The 15889-nt window shown below is 64.1% G+C and carries 16 protein-coding genes; 2 read left to right on the top strand and 14 right to left on the bottom strand.

Annotation, left to right across the window (positions count from 1 at the left end; genetic code table 11):
- Nucleotides 1-29: 29 nt before the first annotated feature.
- Genes rfbD through rfbB form a run of 4 tightly spaced genes read right to left on the bottom strand, consistent with a single transcriptional unit; the run spans nt 30 to nt 3421 of the window.
- The gene (gene rfbD, locus M3I53_RS24140; protein WP_254318367.1) at nt 30-923 is read right to left on the bottom strand and encodes a dTDP-4-dehydrorhamnose reductase; all 894 of its coding nucleotides are present in this window, start codon (nt 921-923) and stop codon (nt 30-32) included.
- Nucleotides 920-1471, bottom strand: coding sequence for a dTDP-4-dehydrorhamnose 3,5-epimerase (rfbC, locus tag M3I53_RS24145; protein ID WP_254318368.1), 552 nt, complete (start codon nt 1469-1471; stop codon nt 920-922). Before rfbC ends, rfbD begins: the two co-directional genes overlap by 4 nt.
- On the bottom strand, nt 1456-2349 hold the full coding sequence (gene rfbA, locus M3I53_RS24150; RefSeq protein WP_254318369.1) for a glucose-1-phosphate thymidylyltransferase RfbA: 894 nt from the start codon (nt 2347-2349) through the stop codon (nt 1456-1458). The genes rfbC and rfbA overlap by 16 nt, the downstream gene beginning before the upstream one ends.
- A 10-nt stretch (nt 2350-2359) precedes the next feature.
- Nucleotides 2360-3421, bottom strand: coding sequence for a dTDP-glucose 4,6-dehydratase (rfbB, locus tag M3I53_RS24155; RefSeq protein WP_254318370.1), 1062 nt, complete (start codon nt 3419-3421; stop codon nt 2360-2362).
- A 380-nt stretch (nt 3422-3801) separates the two neighbouring features.
- Between rfbB and M3I53_RS24160 the strand changes: the two genes are divergently transcribed.
- On the top strand, nt 3802-4656 hold the full coding sequence (locus M3I53_RS24160) for a symmetrical bis(5'-nucleosyl)-tetraphosphatase (RefSeq protein WP_254318371.1): 855 nt from the start codon (nt 3802-3804) through the stop codon (nt 4654-4656).
- Nucleotides 4657-4692: 36 nt separating this feature from the next.
- Here the strand turns inward: M3I53_RS24160 and M3I53_RS24165 are convergent, their stop codons facing one another.
- From M3I53_RS24165 to M3I53_RS24205, 9 genes are all read right to left on the bottom strand, one after another.
- Nucleotides 4693-5466, bottom strand: coding sequence for a 1-acyl-sn-glycerol-3-phosphate acyltransferase (locus tag M3I53_RS24165; protein ID WP_254318372.1), 774 nt, complete (start codon nt 5464-5466; stop codon nt 4693-4695).
- Nucleotides 5467-5610: 144 nt separating this feature from the next.
- The gene (locus M3I53_RS24170) at nt 5611-6810 is read right to left on the bottom strand and encodes a transposase (RefSeq protein ID WP_254318373.1); all 1200 of its coding nucleotides are present in this window, start codon (nt 6808-6810) and stop codon (nt 5611-5613) included.
- 95 nt (nt 6811-6905) lie between these two features.
- Entirely contained in the window at nt 6906-8183 is a 1278-nt protein-coding gene (locus tag M3I53_RS24175; RefSeq protein ID WP_254318374.1) for a dihydroorotase, read from the bottom strand.
- Nucleotides 8184-8206: 23 nt separating this feature from the next.
- Nucleotides 8207-9226, bottom strand: a complete 1020-nt coding sequence (locus M3I53_RS24180; RefSeq protein WP_254318375.1) for an aspartate carbamoyltransferase catalytic subunit — start codon at nt 9224-9226, stop codon at nt 8207-8209.
- A gap of 77 nt (nt 9227-9303) precedes the next feature.
- A complete protein-coding gene (pyrR, locus tag M3I53_RS24185) occupies nt 9304-9825 on the bottom strand; it encodes a bifunctional pyr operon transcriptional regulator/uracil phosphoribosyltransferase PyrR (RefSeq protein WP_254318376.1) in 522 nt (173 codons plus the stop codon).
- Nucleotides 9826-9844: 19 nt separating this feature from the next.
- Nucleotides 9845-10279 carry a Holliday junction resolvase RuvX gene (gene ruvX, locus M3I53_RS24190; protein WP_254318377.1) on the bottom strand — a complete coding sequence of 145 codons (435 nt, stop codon included), beginning with the start codon at nt 10277-10279 and terminating at the stop codon, nt 9845-9847.
- Nucleotides 10276-10854, bottom strand: a complete 579-nt coding sequence (locus M3I53_RS24195) for a YqgE/AlgH family protein (protein ID WP_028202127.1) — start codon at nt 10852-10854, stop codon at nt 10276-10278. Before M3I53_RS24195 ends, ruvX begins: the two co-directional genes overlap by 4 nt.
- 234 nt (nt 10855-11088) lie before the next feature.
- Nucleotides 11089-12600, bottom strand: coding sequence for a hypothetical protein (locus M3I53_RS24200; RefSeq protein WP_254318378.1), 1512 nt, complete (start codon nt 12598-12600; stop codon nt 11089-11091).
- A 192-nt stretch (nt 12601-12792) separates the two neighbouring features.
- Nucleotides 12793-12963 carry a rubredoxin gene (locus tag M3I53_RS24205; protein ID WP_008342674.1) on the bottom strand — a complete coding sequence of 57 codons (171 nt, stop codon included), beginning with the start codon at nt 12961-12963 and terminating at the stop codon, nt 12793-12795.
- Between the two features lie 284 nt (nt 12964-13247).
- Between M3I53_RS24205 and M3I53_RS24210 the strand changes: the two genes are divergently transcribed.
- Nucleotides 13248-14087 (top strand): hydroxymethylpyrimidine/phosphomethylpyrimidine kinase, encoded by an 840-nt coding sequence (locus M3I53_RS24210; RefSeq protein WP_254318379.1) that lies wholly within the window; start codon nt 13248-13250, stop codon nt 14085-14087.
- A 161-nt stretch (nt 14088-14248) separates the two neighbouring features.
- On the opposite strand, the gene groL is transcribed toward M3I53_RS24210, so the two are convergent.
- A complete protein-coding gene (groL, locus tag M3I53_RS24215; protein WP_042262253.1) occupies nt 14249-15889 on the bottom strand; it encodes a chaperonin GroEL in 1641 nt (546 codons plus the stop codon).

Below are 15889 nucleotides of genomic sequence, written 5' to 3' on the forward strand. Positions count from 1 at the left end.
CCTGTTCCTGTTTTCAATACCGAGTGCGCTTACTGTTCCAAAAGTTCGTCCAGCGCCAGCGCAAGCCCTTCGCGCCAGTCGAGGCGACCGAGCCCGAAGCGCCGGTCGAACTTATCGTTGTCGAGCATGGAGCACAGCGGACGGCGTGCCGGCGTCGGATACTCGGCCGACGATATCGGCTCGATTGACGTTGCCTTGATCGCCATCTTCCCGGACGCGCGCGCGCCCTCGATGATCGCGCTCGCGAATCCGTGCCATGTCGTCTGACCTGCGGCCGTCATATGGAACAAGCCCGACTCGAATTCGCCGACATTGCGCTCGCGTTGCGCGCGCGACACCACGTGAGCCGTCAGATCCGCAATCATGCGTGCCGAGGTCGGCGCCCCGGTCTGATCGGCCACGACGCGCAGGCTGTCCCGCTCTCCTGCCACGCGCAGCATGGTTCGCAGAAAGTTGCGCCCGCGCGGGCCGTACACCCACGTGGTCCGAAGCGTGAGCCAGTCGCCGGCCGCATTTTCAATCGCCCGCTCGCCGGCCAGCTTGCTGGCGCCGTAGACATTCAACGGTGCCACCGGATCGGTCTCGACGTACGGCGTGCTCGACGATCCGTCAAACACGTAATCGGTCGAGTAGTGGATCATCAGCGCATTCTGCTCGCGCGCGGCCTCGGCCAACACACCTACCGCTTCAGCGTTCACTCGGTATGCGAGCGCCGTATCGGTTTCCGCATTGTCGACGGCCGTATAGGCCGCCGCATTGACGATCACGTGCGGACGCACCGAAGCGACCAGCTTCCCCAGCATCTCCGGTTGCGCCAGATCGGCCTCGCTGCGATCAAACGCGACCACCTCGCCGAGCGGCGCCAGCGCACGGCGTAGCTCCCATCCGACCTGCCCATTGCGGCCTGTCAGCAAAATCCTCATGCGAACACCTCTGCTTCGGCGAGCGGTCGCCCTGCCGCATCCTTCGCGGCAACCTGGGGTGCCCCATCGAGCGGCCATTCGATCCCTAGCGCCGGGTCGTTCCACAGCAGGCTGCGCTCGAACTCAGGAAACCAGTAGTCGGTCGTCTTATAGAGGAACTCCGCGCTTTCCGAGGTCACGCAGAACCCGTGCGCGAAACCGGGAGGCACCCACAGTTGCCGCTTGTTGTCGGCAGACAGGTACACGCCCTCCCACTTGCCGAAGCTCGGCGAACTGCGGCGAATATCGACCACGACGTCGAACACTTCGCCGCTCACCACGCGCACAAGTTTTCCCTGCGGGTGCTGAATCTGGTAATGCAAGCCGCGCAGCACGCCCTTCACAGAGCGCGAATGGTTGTCCTGGACAAACTCGGCACGAACGCCCGTTTCGCTCGCGAATTCACGTGCGTTGAAACTTTCGTAAAAGAAGCCTCGCTCGTCACCGAACACTTTGGGCTCGATGATCTTGACGTCCGGCAAAGCAGTCGCAGTTACATTGATGGCCATGCCAAGGGGTCCGAAAGTAGATTTTGCAGATAGCGCCCGTAAGCGTTCTTCAACAGCGGAGCAGCCAACTTTTCAAGCTGCTGTGGGCTGATCCAGCGCTGCCGGAACGCAATCTCCTCTGGGCACGCGACCACCAGACCCTGGCGCTTTTGCAGCGTCGCAATGAAAGTGGCTGCCTCGATCAGCGAATCGTGCGTACCCGTATCGAGCCACGCATAACCGCGCCCCATGATCTCGACATTGAGAGCGCCGTTCGCGAGATAGCGCGAATTGACATCGGTGATTTCGAGCTCGCCGCGCGGCGAAGGCTTGATATCCGTCGCGATATCGCAGACCTGCTTGTCGTAAAAGTACAAGCCCGTGACAGCGTAGTTGGAGCGCGGCTTTGCCGGCTTCTCTTCGATCGAGAGGGCCCGGAACTGCTTGTCGAACTCCACCACGCCATAGCGCTCGGGATCGTGCACGTGATACGCGAACACGGTTGCGCCATCTTCCTGCGCATTGGCGCGCTCGAGCTGCTTGGCGAGGTCGTGTCCGTAGAAAATGTTGTCGCCAAGAATCAGCGCCGACGGATCGTTGCCCACGAAATCGCGGCCAATGATGAAGGCCTGGGCCAGACCGTCGGGTGACGGCTGAACCGCGTACTGGATGTTCATGCCCCACTGGCTGCCGTCGCCGAGCATCGCCTCGAAGCGCGGCGTGTCTTGCGGCGTCGAGATGATCAAGACATCGCGGATACCCGCCACCATCAGCGTGGACAGCGGATAGTAGATCATCGGCTTGTCGTAGACCGGCAGCAGCTGCTTCGATACGACGTGGGTGATGGGATACAGACGGGTTCCCGACCCGCCAGCGAGAATAATGCCCTTGCGTGCCATGAAGGTGCCTTTACGCGCGCTGCGTGTAGTTCGTTTCAACCCACTTGCGGTAGTCGCCGGAAGCCACCTCGTCGACCCACGCCTGGTTGTCAAGATACCAGTGCACGGTCTTCGCCATACCCGTCTCGAACGTCTCAGCCGGCTTCCAGCCCAACTCACGCTCGAGCTTGCGCGCGTCGATCGCGTAGCGGCGATCGTGGCCGGGGCGGTCCTTCACGTAGGTGATCTGGTCGCGGTACGAGCCGGCCGCCTTCGGGCGCAGTTCGTCGAGCAGGTCGCACAGCGTATGCACGACTTCGAGGTTCTTCTTTTCGTTCCAGCCGCCAACGTTGTAAGTCTCGCCCACTTGACCGCGCGTAAGTACTTCGCGAATCGCGCTGCAATGATCGCCCACATAAAGCCAGTCGCGCACATTCTGGCCGTCCCCGTACACAGGCAACGGCTTGCCGCCAAGCGCGTTGGCTATCATCAGAGGAATGAGCTTCTCGGGAAACTGATACGGACCGTAATTGTTCGAACAGTTCGTCGTGAGCGTCGGCAACCCGTACGTATGTTGATACGCGCGCACGAGATGGTCCGAGCCCGCCTTGGTTGCCGAATACGGACTGTTCGGCGCATACGGCGTCGTTTCGCAGAATTGGGGGTCGGCCACTGAAAGCGAGCCGAAAACTTCGTCCGTCGATACGTGCAAAAAACGGAATGCGGCCTTTTCGCCCTCAGGCAAGCTACTCCAGTACTTGCGCGCGGCTTCTAGCAGCACGAACGTGCCGACCACATTAGTCTGAACAAAATCCGCCGGGCCATGAATCGAGCGATCGACGTGGCTTTCCGCCGCGAAATGCAGCACCGCGCGCGGCCGGTGTTCCGCAAAGAGTGCGTCCAGCGCCGCGGAGTCGCAAATGTCCGCGCGCGCGAACACGTGCCTCGGATTGCCTCGCAGCGATTGCAACGTTCCGAGATTGCCCGCGTAGGTCAGCTTGTCCACGTTCAGGACGGCTTCGTCAGATTCACGCAGCCAATCAAGCACAAAATTGGCGCCGATAAAGCCGGCACCTCCCGTTACGAGGATCATGGAACTCCTTTTGTTGGCGCGAATATGCAGACTCGTCCGGCGCTTCCCCGTCGCCAGACGCTCAGAATAATGCTGAAAATTGGACTATTCGCGAGAGATCGCTGAGACTAATCCAAACCGCATACTCTGACTCTCCTTTATTACCGGCAATTATACGGGGCGGTCGAGCGAACGCCATAGCCCTAACATCTCGAAACAGCTTGACAATTTCGGGCCGACCCCAAACCGCCGGAGATCGAGGTGCGCCACATTATGTCAAAATATCCTTACGCAAACGATTCGATCTGGCGTCCATCACACCCCCTTCGTTCTCCTGTGATACCGTCACCGTCTTCTCTGGCGCCCCGCCACCGCCCTAATTCGCACCCGTTTTCGTTTCGATGACCAAGCACGAGCCGCTTCCGCCTCCTCTCGCTTTCGGCGACCTCCAGGGTTGCCTCTCACCATTTCGCGAACTGCTCGCCAAAGCCGCGCCTTCCCCGGACACGCCGCTCTGGTTCGCGGGCGACCTGATCAATCGCGGTCCCGCGTCGCTCGAAACGCTGCGCGAGGTGATCGAACTCGGCGATCGCGGCGTGGCGGTGCTGGGCAATCACGACCTGCATCTACTGTCCGTTTCGGCGGGCATCCGCAGGTCGAAGAAAGACGACACCATCGACGACATCCTGAGTGCGCCCGACGCCGAAGCTCTGCTGCACTGGGTGCGTCATCGTCCGATCGCGCACTACGAGAACGGCATGCTGATGGTGCATGCAGGCGTGTTGCCTCAGTGGGACGTCGATCTCACGATGGAACTCGCGCACGAACTCGAAAAAGCGTTGCGCCGCGACAACTGGCGGGAAACACTTGCCGGCCTCTATGGCAACCAGCCGAACCGCTGGTCCAAAGACCTCAAGGGCATCGAGCGGCTGCGCGTGACCTGCAGCGCGCTCACGCGCGTGCGTTTTTGCGATAGCAACGGCGTGATGGACTTCTCAACCAGCGGCGGCCTCGACTCGGCGCCCCCCGGCTTCATGCCGTGGTTCGACGTGCCGGGCCGCAAGACCGAAGACATTACCGTAGTGTTCGGCCATTGGGCGGCGCTTGGCCTCACCCTGCGCAAGAACCTGGTGGGGCTGGACTCCGGCTGCGTCTGGGGCGAGCAACTCTCGGCAATCCATCTCGTCGGCGATCCGGGCGAACGCATTCTCACGCAGGTGCCCTGTGAGAGTTGTCGCGCTATTACGAACGACTAACGCACCCATGAGCGCGCACGCGCACGCCTTCTGGCGTCAAGTCGCCTGCGCCACTCCCTGCGGATGCGCCACCGCCTCCCCACGCATCGTCTCCAACGCCTGCCCCACCGCCTCCTGCGCACGCGCCGCCAGCTTGCGCCGGTCATCCCCGGCTTCGATCGCCTCGCCAACATAAACGTGCGCGGTCAGCGGCCCCGACTTCAGCATCGCGTCGAGCGAATCCTTGAGCGAAAGGTCGTCGATATACGCCGGCGCCACCGACTGCCGCCCCTGCGCATCCTCATACAAAATGCACAGCGGCTGCACGGGCCTCCCAGCCGATACCGCCGCCTGGAACATGTTCGAGTGAAACGGCTTGAGCGTGAGGCCATCCGAGGTCGTGCCTTCAGGAAACACGCACATCAGCTCGCCGCGCGTAAGCCGCTCGGCCAGCTCATGCATGATGCGTTTCGCATCGCTGCGCTTCTCGCGCTCGACGAACACCGTGTCGAGATTCTGCGCGAACCAGCCAATGAGGGGCCAGTTACGGATCTCGGCCTTCGAGACGAACGGCGTGGGCCGCCAGGCGTTGATCACGTAGATGTCGATCCACGAGATATGGTTGCTGACGACGAGCGCACCCGCGTCGAGCCGAGCCGCGTCGTTGTGCACGACGAGCTTCAGGCCGCACAGCTCGAGCATCTTGAGGGACCAGGCGCGGTTCATGGCGTGGCGCTGATCGGCGCTTGCGCGCGGAAAACGCAACGCGACGGTCAAGGCACCGCGCAGCAAATGCGCGAGCAGCCGGGTCTTGCGAATGAAGAGGCTCATATTCGACGATAGGCAGAATCGCGTGATCCTAGCAGACACGCATGACACAAATCTTTGACATCCTCCCGCCCCTCGACCTTCGGTCGCCGCCGTTTGGTGCAGAGTGAAGGGATTCCTGCCGCGTCTGAAACGATGATCTCCATCTCAGATCGCCTCGGTAGGTTCCTGCTTCTTCGAGCGGCCCAACTGCACCCTCTCTCCACAGGCTAGAACGGCGTGTCCCGCCGCTAAAACGTTGATCGCGCCAACTTGATCGGCGTTGGCCTCGTACCCGCAACTGACGCACGCGAATAGCGCCTGCGTCCTACGATTGTCCGCCGAGATATGGCCACAGCACGGGCATGTGCGGCTCGTGTACTGCGCCGGTACAGCGATGCAATACCCGCCGCGCCATGTGCTCTTGTATTCCAACTGACGCCTGAACTCACCCCATCCCTGATCGAGAATTGCCTTGTTAAGGCCGGACTTCGCGCGAACATTACGCCCAGGGACCTCGAGCGTGCCGCTAGCCGACTTGGTCATGTTGCGAATCCGCAGGTCTTCGACTGCGATCATTGCGTGGTTTTTGCTGATCGTACTCGATGCCTTGTGCAGAAAGTCGATTCGCGCATTCGCGATGCGCACGTGTATGCGCTGGATTCGGGCCTTCGCCTTCCTCCAGTTCGCCGAGCCTTTTATCTTTCGTGCCATACGGCGTTGATACTTCGCAAGCCGTCGCTCGTGTTGCTTAAAACTAGCAAGCGGCGCGATGAACGTACCATCGCTCAGCGTCGCAAAACGTGCGATGCCAACATCGATACCCACAGCCGGGCCGTGCGGAACGGCCTGCTCGACCTCTCGTGCCGTGAGAATGGACACATGCCACTTGCCCGCGCGATGCGACACGGTTGCATTGCGAACCGCGCCGGGCATCACGCGGCTGTTGCGATAACGCAACCAGCCGAGCTTGGGAAGGAAGATTCGGCTGGTTGCCTGATCCAGCTTGATCTGCTTCGGATCGGGGTAGCGGAAGCTGTGGGCATCGCCCTTCTTTTTGAAGCGCGGGAAGTCCGCACGCCTAGCAAAGAAGTTAGCGTAGGCACGCTCTAAATCCTTGAGTGCCTGCTGCAGCGGATGCACCGGTGCATCGGACAGCCACGGTGTTTCCGTGCCATTGCGCCATGAGGTGAGGTCCCTGCACAGCCCTGCGTAGCCGAGCTTCTTGCCGCCGCTCTCGTAACGCGCTCGCTGCAACGCCAGTGCCTTGTTGAAGACGAAGCGGCACGAGCCGGCGAAACGGCGCATGTTGCGCTGCTGTTCGCCGTTGGGCATCAGTTCGAATTTAAAGGCCTGGAGTCGCTGCATGTTGAAATCGTATCAGCATTCAGGCGTTGTCAAGGACGCCTGCGGCGTCCGCGCTTTTCTCATGCACAGTGCATGACGGGACTTGCATACCCAAGTCATTCTCGCTCGAAGCCCACACGCCCCGCCACGAGCGTCGCGCGCACCACAGCAGGCAGTTCGTAGCCGAGGAACGGCGTGTTGTGTCCCTGACTCTGGAGCGCACGCGGCTCGACGCGCCAGTGCGCATGGGGATCGAACACGCAGAGGTCCGCGCTCGCGCCCACGGCGAGCCGCCCTGCGTCACGTTGCATCACCGCCGCCGGCGCCGCCGTCACATGGGCGAGCGCCTTCGCGAGCGGCACGCGCGCTTCCTGCGCCCATTTCACGGTCAAAGAGAGGAGTAACTCAAGGCCCGTCGCGCCCGGCGTCGCTTCGGCGAAGGGCAGCAGCTTTTCGTCGTCGTCCACGGGTGTGTGCTGCGAGCAGATCGCGTCGATCGTGCCGTCGGCGAGACCCGCGCGAATCGCCTCGCGATCGCGCTGCTGGCGCAGCGGCGGGTCGAGCCGGAACTGCGCGTCGAAATAGCCGATGTCCATATCGATCAGATGCAGATGGTTGGCCGTCACGTCGCAGGTCACGAGCAAGCCCTCGGCTTTCGCCGTACGCACGAGCGCCACGCCCGCCGCCGACGAAAGATGCTGCACGTGCACGCGCGCACCCGTCACGCGCATCAGTTCGAACAACGTATTCAGCGCGATCGTCTCCGCGCTCACCGGCACGCCGGAGAGGCCGAGGCGCGAAGCCAGCGCGCCGCTCGCGGCCACGCCGCCCTTCGAGAGATAGGCGTCCTGCGGCCGCAGCCACACGGCGTAGCCATAGGTGCTCGCGTACTGCAGCGCGCACAGCAGGACCTGAGTATCGGCGATCGGTGTGTCGGCTTGCGTGAAGCCGATGCAGCCCGCCTCGGTCAGCGACACCATCTCGGTGATCACCTGCCCTTTCAGGCCCACGGTGAGCGCGCCCAGCGGATGCACCTGCGCCCGCGCGAGCTTGCCCGCGCGGTGCTTGAGCATCTCGACGAGGCCGGCTTCGTCGAGCACGGGGTCGGTGTCCGGCGGGCACACAAGAGTCGTCACGCCGCCCGCGAGCGCCGCGTACATCTCAGAATCGAGCGTGGCCTTGTGCTCGTATCCCGGTTCGCGCAGGCGCGCGCTCAGGTCGACGAGACCGGGCGCAACCAAGAGGCCGCGCGCGTCGAGCGTGCGGTCCGCCTGGAAGCCCGCGGGCGCCGCGCCGAGCGCCGCAATCTTGCCCGCTTCGATGTACACGTCCTGCTGCTGTTCGGTTCCGGCCGCCGGATCGATCAGCGTGCCGCCTTCAATATGGATCTTCATCTATTGCCCTGTCCTTCGCGGCTTTAATCGTTGTTACCGGCGACGATGCCCATCACCGCCATGCGCACCGCAATGCCGAAGCTCACCTGGTCGAGGATCACCGACTGCGGACCGTCGGCGACCTGCGAGTCGATCTCCACGCCGCGATTCATCGGCCCTGGATGCATGACGATCGCGTCGGGCGCGGCGAGCGCGAGGCGCTCGGGCGTCAAGCCCCAGCTCTTGAAGTACTCCTGCGCGGAGGGCAGCAGCGCGCCGCTCATGCGCTCGTTCTGCAGGCGCAGCATGATGATGACGTCCACATCCTTCAGGCCTTCGTCGAGGTTATGAAACACGCGGACGCCCATCTGCTCTAGGCCGCCCGGCAACAGCGTGCGCGGACCGATGGCGCGCACTTCGGGCACGCCGAGCGTGGTCAGCGCGTGGATGTCCGAGCGCGCCACACGCGAGTGCAGGATGTCGCCCACGATCGCCACGCGCAAGTTCGTGAAGTCGCGCTTGTAGTGGCGGATCGTGTACATGTCGAGCAGGCCTTGCGTCGGGTGCGCGTGGCGGCCGTCGCCGGCGTTGATCACGTGCACGTGCGGCGCGCAGTGCTCGGCGATCAGGTACGGCGCGCCGCTCGACGCGTGGCGCACGACGAACATGTCGGCGTGCATCGCCGATAGATTGCCGATGGTGTCAAGCAGCGATTCGCCCTTGCTCGTCGATGAAGCGTTGATGTTCAGGTTGAGCACGTCTGCCGAAAGACGCGCGGCCGCGATCTCGAACGTGGTGCGGGTGCGCGTGGAGTTCTCGAAGAACAGGTTGAACACCGACTTGCCGCGCAGCAGCGGCACCTTCTTCACGTCGCGGTCAGTCACGCTCACGAACTGCGGGGCGGTGTCGAGCACATGCGTGACAATCGCGCGAGAGAGGCCCTCGATCGACAGCAGGTGTTTGAGCTCACCATTCTTCGTGAGCTGCGGATTGCCCTTGAGGAAGCCGTAGCGAAAACGCTTGTCGTCCGCTGTGGACGCTGCGGACGTGGGCTGTGGGTTCATCGCGTGTCCTGGATGTGATGGGCGGCGGGCGTGCCTGCGCTTCTGCCGTAGCAGCCGCCGAACGGGTTCGATGCGCGTCAGCTGCCGCTGCCCGGCTCGACTTCAAAGGCGAAGCGGCCGTCGGGGTTGTGTGCAAGTACGAGCGTTTCGTGTGCACCAACGCTCACCGCGCCGCCGGTGAAACGCGCAGACACCGTCAGTTCTCGGCCGCCGAGCTCGGCGAGCACCGCGAGTTCGACGGAGGCCGGCCGCCCGTAATCATAGAGTTCGTTGAGCGCGGCGCGCACGGTGCTGCCCGTGTAGAGCACATCGTCGACGAGCAGAATGTGGCGGCCTTCGACCGCGAAGGGCAGCGTGGTTGAACTCGCCTTGCTGTGCGAGCCCTTCTTCGCATAGTCATCGCGATGCAGCGCGACGTTGAGCACGCCCCATTCGAGCGCGCCGACGTCCTGCGCGAGCCGCTCGGCGATCCACGCGCCACCGCTGTGAATGCCGACGATCGCCACGCCGCCAGGCGCGCCAAACGCATCGGCGTGATGAGCCGCGCGAATCTCGTCGAGAAGGGCGAAGTACAGCGCTTCAGCGTCGGGAATGATCATCGGGCAACTCGCAGGCCAGTCAGAGCGGGAGTTCGTCGAGGTACTGCTGGAGAATCACGGAGGCCGCTTCGGCGTCGACATGTTCGACGCGTTCGCCGCGCTCACGCAGCCGCGCTTCGGCATCGACGGACGAATAGCGCTCGTCCACCCACACCACGCGCAGACCGAAGCGGCCGTTGAGCTGGTTGCCAAAGCGCTTCGCGTGCTGCGTCATGATGTGTGGCGTGCCATCTGGATGGCACGGCAAACCGACCACGAGCAGATCGGGCTGCCATTCGCGCAGCAACTCGCCTATCGCTTCGAAGCGGTAGTCGCGACTCTTGTTGGGGATGACGGTGAGCGCCCGGGCGCTGCGCGTGAGCGCATTGCCGAGCGCCACGCCGATGCGCTTTTCGCCGTAATCGAACGCAAGCAAGGTGGCCTCGCCGGCCCCTCGCCCAGCGGCCACGCTCATGCGTGACCCGCCTCGCCCGAGAGCATCGTCGACGAAATGCCGAGCAGCGCGAGCGCCGCCTCGAAACGCTCTTCGGCGGGCACGTCGAACACGATCTTCGGATCGGCCTCGACCGTGAGCCAGCCGTTCTTCGAGATTTCGTCCTCGAGCTGACCTGCACCCCAGCCGGCATGGCCGAGCGTGAGCAGGAAACGCTCGGGGCCGCTGCCGTTGGCGACGGCTTCGAGCACGTCCTTCGAGGTGGTCATCTCGAGCCCGCCCGGCACCGACATCGACGACGTATAGCTCGTACCCTCGGCGGGCGCGTGCAGCACGAAGCCCCGCTCGGTCTGCACCGGGCCGCCGAAATAGACGGGCACGTGCAGGAGCGGCTCGATTTCGAGCTTCAGGTCGATGCGGGAAAAGAGTGCCTCGAGATCGATGTCGGTGGGCCGATTGATGACGAGACCGAGCGCGCCGCGCTCCGAATGATCGCAAAGGTAGACCACCGTTCCTGAAAACGTGGGGTCCGCCATGTTCGGCATGGCGATCAGGAACTGGTTGGTCAGATTGATGCGATCGGTACTCTTGGACATGGTTTGAATTCTAGCAAAGACGATGCGCAATGGCGGCGCGCTGCCAGGCCGGAGGTCGGGCGCCCGATGGCTGCCTCGCACTTTGCCGGCCGCTACGGGTTGCGCATTGCAGGGAATGGCTCACTCTAACACGCGCGCACTTTGCCCTTGCAAAGCAATGGGCGGATGGCGCAAGGCGGGTGCCCGGTGCCTGGGCGGGCAGTCGCGCGCCGCTGATCCGCCTGCCCCCTTCATTCAGTGCGCAATGGATTGCACTGCAGGCAGCGCTGCGGTTTGTGCCGCGACGCCGACGATCGCCGCCCCAAGCGCACGCACCGCCGGCGTGGCGTCGGGCTGCGCGACGCCCGCCGCGACCTTGTGCAGCATGGCGCGCAACGCCTCGCTGGCGTGCTCGATCGCCTCGGCGCCGGGCGCCTGCACCGACGGCGCGCCCCGCGCCTCGAGCGCCGCGAGCGTTGCCGCGTGCGCGGTGCGCCGCCAGGCGAGGCCCAGTGCATCCGCGAGCTGAGCGACGTGCCCGAGACCGAGCGCCCAGGCCGCCGCGCCGATTCGATACGCCGCCTCGGCCGCGACCAGCGCGTCGGCCGCCTCCGCGCCCGCGCCGCGCAACGTCAACGTGCGTGAGTGCGTGCCGAGCGCGATCATCGCCGCATCGGCAGTCTGCAGGAAATCTTCATACGCGTTGCCGTTCACGACCAGCGCACCCAGCTCACGCGTAGGCGCCACGCGCGCCGCGAGCGCACCGGCCTGCGCGCTGCCGGCTTCCCACAGCGCTTCCGAGGCTTGCGTGCCGGCAATGTGCCATTCCACGGTCAAGCCGTAGTCGTGCAGCAGATCGACGTCCGCGGTGTCTTCCGCGGCGGCCCCGAAGAGCGCGTAATCGCGCCATAGCAACGCCAGCGTCGAACGCACGAGCGTTTGCGGCGCGAAGCGCAAGCCGCGCGCGTGCTCGCCGATCAGCAGATTGCAGCGCGTGTAAAGCCGCCGCACGCCCTCGTCGCCCCACGACGCCACGCCGCGCCGCAGCGCGCGGCTGCACGCAGCGGCAAGCCGCCAGAAGTCGTACGGATCGGGACTCGATAGCTCGGCCATGCAGGCGTCCATTTCGTCGAACGCCGCGAGCGCGAGCGCATTGGCCGCACGACTGCCCTTGCCGGTTTGCGATTTCAGCGCATGCAGCAGCGCCTGCTCGAAGCGCGCGCGCACTTGACCAAAACGCTGTGCCGGCTGCGGATGCAACGAAGCAGGCGCGAGCGGCCTGCCCTGCAGCGCCACATCCTCGTAGGCGAGCGCGATGCCCGGCACGTGCTCCGCCAGTGCGGCCACGAGCGCGTGCTGCCGCGCAAAGAGCGCGGGCGAGCACGCCAACTCGCGCAGATTGCGGCGTTCCAGCGCGGCGACGAGATCTTCGAGCGCCTCGCTGAACAAGGCGCGGATTTCAGCGCCCTGCGCTTCCTCGGGCGCATGGAGCGGCCGCGCAGGCAAGCCCGGCGGCGGCTCTACGGGCACCGGCGCGGCGAGCGCGAGCGGCGAAGCCAGGAGCAGTGTATCGGCAAAGCGCGCGGCGGCGAGCCAGCCGGCGTCGTGCAGCGTGCGGGCAGCCTGGCGCAGCGGCCGGGCCACGTCACGCTGCTCTTCGAGCGCGGCGAGCGCCTGGGCGAGCGCGCCATGCGCGAACGGCACCGTGCCGCCGCGCGGATTGGGCAACGCTTCGAACCGCACATCAGAGCTTGAAGGATGACTCATAGGGCAGCGCCGAAAACATTAGCGGGCCGACCAGGCGGGCAATCTCGACCAATAGCGTCGACGTTAGCGTCAACCGCGACGGCAAGCGCAAATGCGGTGCCCGCCGTTGCGACACCGCACTCCGCCCGCCACACTTCTGGAATCTGCAGCCAGACTGCGCGCCGGCTAACGCCAGCTACCTGGGCAACACGCTCAGATCTGGACCATCTCGAAGTCTTCCTTGCGCGCGCCGCACTCAGGACAGGTCCAGTTGATCGGGACATCCTCCCAGCGCGTGCCGGGGGCAATGCCTTCGTCTGGCAAACCGGCTTCTTCGTCGTAAATCCAGCCGCAGATCAGGCACATCCAGCTTCTATATTCCATTCTTATGCCGCGTCGAAAAGTCCGAAACCAGTCGGGGAAAAAATCAGGGGAACGAGAGCCATGATGGTACCTTGTTGCCGTTTCCATGCCTAGCAAGAGGAAATCGGACCTGCACCCGGTCAAACAGAACGCGTCGCCGCGAGCGGCCCGTGCGGCGCGGAAAAATCCTCGCGCGCGCCGGGGGCATCCGTCCCCCGGATTCATCGATAGGCCGCATAATTGAAGCATTCTCTTATGACGGCACGGTACGCCGCGCCCGAAGTCCAATCCATCTCGCCACGTTCATGCCCAGCGACACCCCTCCCATCGTCCTCACCTTCGGCCTTTCCGACCCGACCGGCGGCGGCGGACTCCAGGCCGACCTGCTCACGCTCGCCAGCATGGGTTGCCACGGCGTGACCGCGCTGACCGGCTACACGGTGCGCGACTCCGCAGGCTGCGACGAAGTGACCGGCCTCGACCCGGAAACCGTCGCCACCCAGGCGCGCATGCTGCTCGAAGACATGCCCATTGCGGCATTCAAGGTGGGTGCGGGCGCGCGCGCCGAGGTCGTGAGCGCGATCGCCGAGGTGGTCGCCGACTACGACGACTTGCCGCTCATCCTCGCCCCCGACTTCACGCTCGACGACGAGCACGTGCTCGCCGCCGACGAACTGCGCGAAGCCATGGCCGACTTGCTCGTGCCGCAAACCACGCTGCTCGTGGCTGACTCCGCCACGCTGATCGCACTCGCGCAGCCGGACGGCGACGCGGACGCGCCCAGCGTCGACGCCGCCATCGCGCATCTGCTCGCCACCGGCTGCGAGTACATCCTGGCGATGGAAACGGGCACGCATCGCGTGGTCAACACGCTGTACTGCGAAGATGGCCAGTTGCGCCAGGACCTGTGGGACCGCTCCACACAGCCCATGATGGGCTTGACCGACACGCTCGGCGCCGCCATCGCCGCGCTGCTTGCCAATGGGCAGGAGCCGCCAGAGGCCGTGCGCGAGGCGCAGGAATACGTGTATCAGGCCGTGCAGAACGCGTTCAGGCCGGGGATGGGCGCCTGGCTGCCCGACCGGTTCTTCTGGGCGCGCAGCAACGACGCGGACGAAGCCTCGCCCGGCGAAGCGAAGCAATAAGATTACGGCTTGGCCTTCTGCGCGGAGGCCAGCCGCGCGAACCGCACAGACGAAAAAAAGCCCGCATCGCTGCGGGCTCTTCTTTTCGGGCTAGGGGCACACGCCTCACGGCGCGTCCCCTGCACTTCTGCACTTCAACGTAATTTCGGCAAAAGCCTGAATTACATGTCCATGCCCATGCCGCCCATGCCGCCGGGCATGCCGCCGGGCATCGGAGCATCTTCCTTCGGCACTTCAGCAACAGCTGCGTCCGTCGTCAGGAGCAGGCCGGCAACCGAAGCTGCGTTTTGCAGTGCGGTGCGCGTGACCTTCGTCGGGTCGACCACGCCGGCTTCAACCATGTCGACGTATTCGCCGGTGGCTGCGTTGTAGCCGTAGTTGCCCTGGCCAGCAGCAACCGCTGCCACGACGACCGAAGCTTCTTCGCCGCCGTTCGTGACGATCTGGCGCAGCGGCTCTTCCATTGCGCGCAGGACGATCTTGATACCGGCGTCCTGGTCTGCGTTGGCGCCCTTCACGCTGGCGATTGCCGTACGTGCGCGGATCAGCGCGACGCCGCCGCCCGGGACGATGCCTTCTTCAACGGCAGCGCGGGTTGCGTGCAGCGCGTCTTCCACGCGTGCCTTCTTTTCCTTCATTTCGACTTCGGTCGCAGCGCCGACCTTGATCACTGCCACGCCGCCTGCCAGCTTGGCAACGCGCTCTTGCAGCTTTTCACGGTCGTAGTCCGACGTCGCTTCTTCGATTTGCGTGCGGATTTGCTTCACGCGCGCTTCGATGTTCACGGCTTCGCCAGCGCCGTCGATGATCGTCGTGTTTTCCTTGCCCACTTCGATGCGCTTGGCTTGACCGAGTTCGGCCAGCGTTGCCTTTTCGAGCGTGAGGCCGGTTTCTTCGGCGATGACTTGACCGCCGGTCAGGATCGCGATGTCTTCCAGCATGGCCTTGCGACGGTCGCCGAAGCCCGGAGCCTTGACGGCGACGGTCTTCAGGATGCCACGGATGTTGTTGACGACCAGCGTTGCGAGCGCTTCGCCTTCGACGTCTTCAGCGATGATCAAGAGCGGACGGCCAGCCTTCGCGACTTGTTCCAGAACCGGCAGCAGATCACGGATGTTCGAGATCTTCTTGTCGAACAGCAGGACGAACGGGCTTTCCAGCACGGCGACTTGCTTGTCCGGGTTGTTGATGAAGTACGGCGAGAGGTAGCCGCGGTCGAATTGCATACCTTCGACGACTTCCAGTTCGTCTTGCAGCGACTTGCCGTCTTCGACGGTGATGACGCCTTCCTTGCCGACCTTGTCCATCGCTTCAGCAATGCGGTCGCCGATCGACGTGTCGCTGTTTGCCGAGATCGAGCCGACTTGAGCGATTTCCTTGTTGGTCGTGCAGGGCTTGCTCACCTTGCGCAGCTCTTCGATTGCTGCTGCAACGGCCTTGTCGATGCCGCGCTTCAGGTCCATCGGGTTCATGCCCGATGCGACGTACTTCATGCCTTCGCGGACGATCGACTGGGCCAGAACCGTCGCCGTCGTCGTGCCGTCACCGGCGTTGTCGCTGGTCTTGGAAGCGACTTCCTTGACCATTTGCGCGCCCATGTTCTGGAGCTTGTCCTTGAGCTCGATTTCCTTTGCGACCGAGACACCGTCCTTGGTGACCGTCGGGCCGCCGAACGAGCGCTCGAGGACCACGTTGCGGCCCTTCGGACCCAGCGTGACCTTCACTGCGTTGGCGAGAATGTTCACGCCTTCAACCATCTTGGAACGGGCGGAATCGCCGAACACGACGTCTTTAGCTGCCAT

This window comes from Paraburkholderia sp. CNPSo 3272 (assembly GCF_024206495.1).
GTDB lineage: Bacteria > Pseudomonadota > Gammaproteobacteria > Burkholderiales > Burkholderiaceae > Paraburkholderia.

Excerpts from the sequence above, each read along its gene's own strand:
- rfbD (WP_254318367.1), bottom strand. The coding sequence starts at position 923 with ATGAGGATTTTGCTGACAGGCCGCAATGGGCAGGTCGGATGGGAGCTA.
- rfbC (WP_254318368.1), bottom strand. The coding sequence starts at position 1,471 with ATGGCCATCAATGTAACTGCGACTGCTTTGCCGGACGTCAAGATCATC.
- rfbA (WP_254318369.1), bottom strand. The coding sequence starts at position 2,349 with ATGGCACGCAAGGGCATTATTCTCGCTGGCGGGTCGGGAACCCGTCTG.
- rfbB (WP_254318370.1), bottom strand. The coding sequence starts at position 3,421 with ATGATCCTCGTAACGGGAGGTGCCGGCTTTATCGGCGCCAATTTTGTG.
- M3I53_RS24160 (WP_254318371.1), top strand. The coding sequence starts at position 3,802 with ATGACCAAGCACGAGCCGCTTCCGCCTCCTCTCGCTTTCGGCGACCTC.
- M3I53_RS24165 (WP_254318372.1), bottom strand. The coding sequence starts at position 5,466 with ATGAGCCTCTTCATTCGCAAGACCCGGCTGCTCGCGCATTTGCTGCGC.
- M3I53_RS24170 (WP_254318373.1), bottom strand. The coding sequence starts at position 6,810 with ATGCAGCGACTCCAGGCCTTTAAATTCGAACTGATGCCCAACGGCGAA.
- M3I53_RS24175 (WP_254318374.1), bottom strand. The coding sequence starts at position 8,183 with ATGAAGATCCATATTGAAGGCGGCACGCTGATCGATCCGGCGGCCGGA.
- M3I53_RS24180 (WP_254318375.1), bottom strand. The coding sequence starts at position 9,226 with ATGAACCCACAGCCCACGTCCGCAGCGTCCACAGCGGACGACAAGCGT.
- pyrR (WP_254318376.1), bottom strand. The coding sequence starts at position 9,825 with ATGATCATTCCCGACGCTGAAGCGCTGTACTTCGCCCTTCTCGACGAG.
- ruvX (WP_254318377.1), bottom strand. The coding sequence starts at position 10,279 with ATGAGCGTGGCCGCTGGGCGAGGGGCCGGCGAGGCCACCTTGCTTGCG.
- M3I53_RS24195 (WP_028202127.1), bottom strand. The coding sequence starts at position 10,854 with ATGTCCAAGAGTACCGATCGCATCAATCTGACCAACCAGTTCCTGATC.
- M3I53_RS24200 (WP_254318378.1), bottom strand. The coding sequence starts at position 12,600 with ATGAGTCATCCTTCAAGCTCTGATGTGCGGTTCGAAGCGTTGCCCAAT.
- M3I53_RS24205 (WP_008342674.1), bottom strand. The coding sequence starts at position 12,963 with ATGGAATATAGAAGCTGGATGTGCCTGATCTGCGGCTGGATTTACGAC.
- M3I53_RS24210 (WP_254318379.1), top strand. The coding sequence starts at position 13,248 with ATGCCCAGCGACACCCCTCCCATCGTCCTCACCTTCGGCCTTTCCGAC.
- groL (WP_042262253.1), bottom strand. The coding sequence starts at position 15,889 with ATGGCAGCTAAAGACGTCGTGTTCGGCGATTCCGCCCGTTCCAAGATG.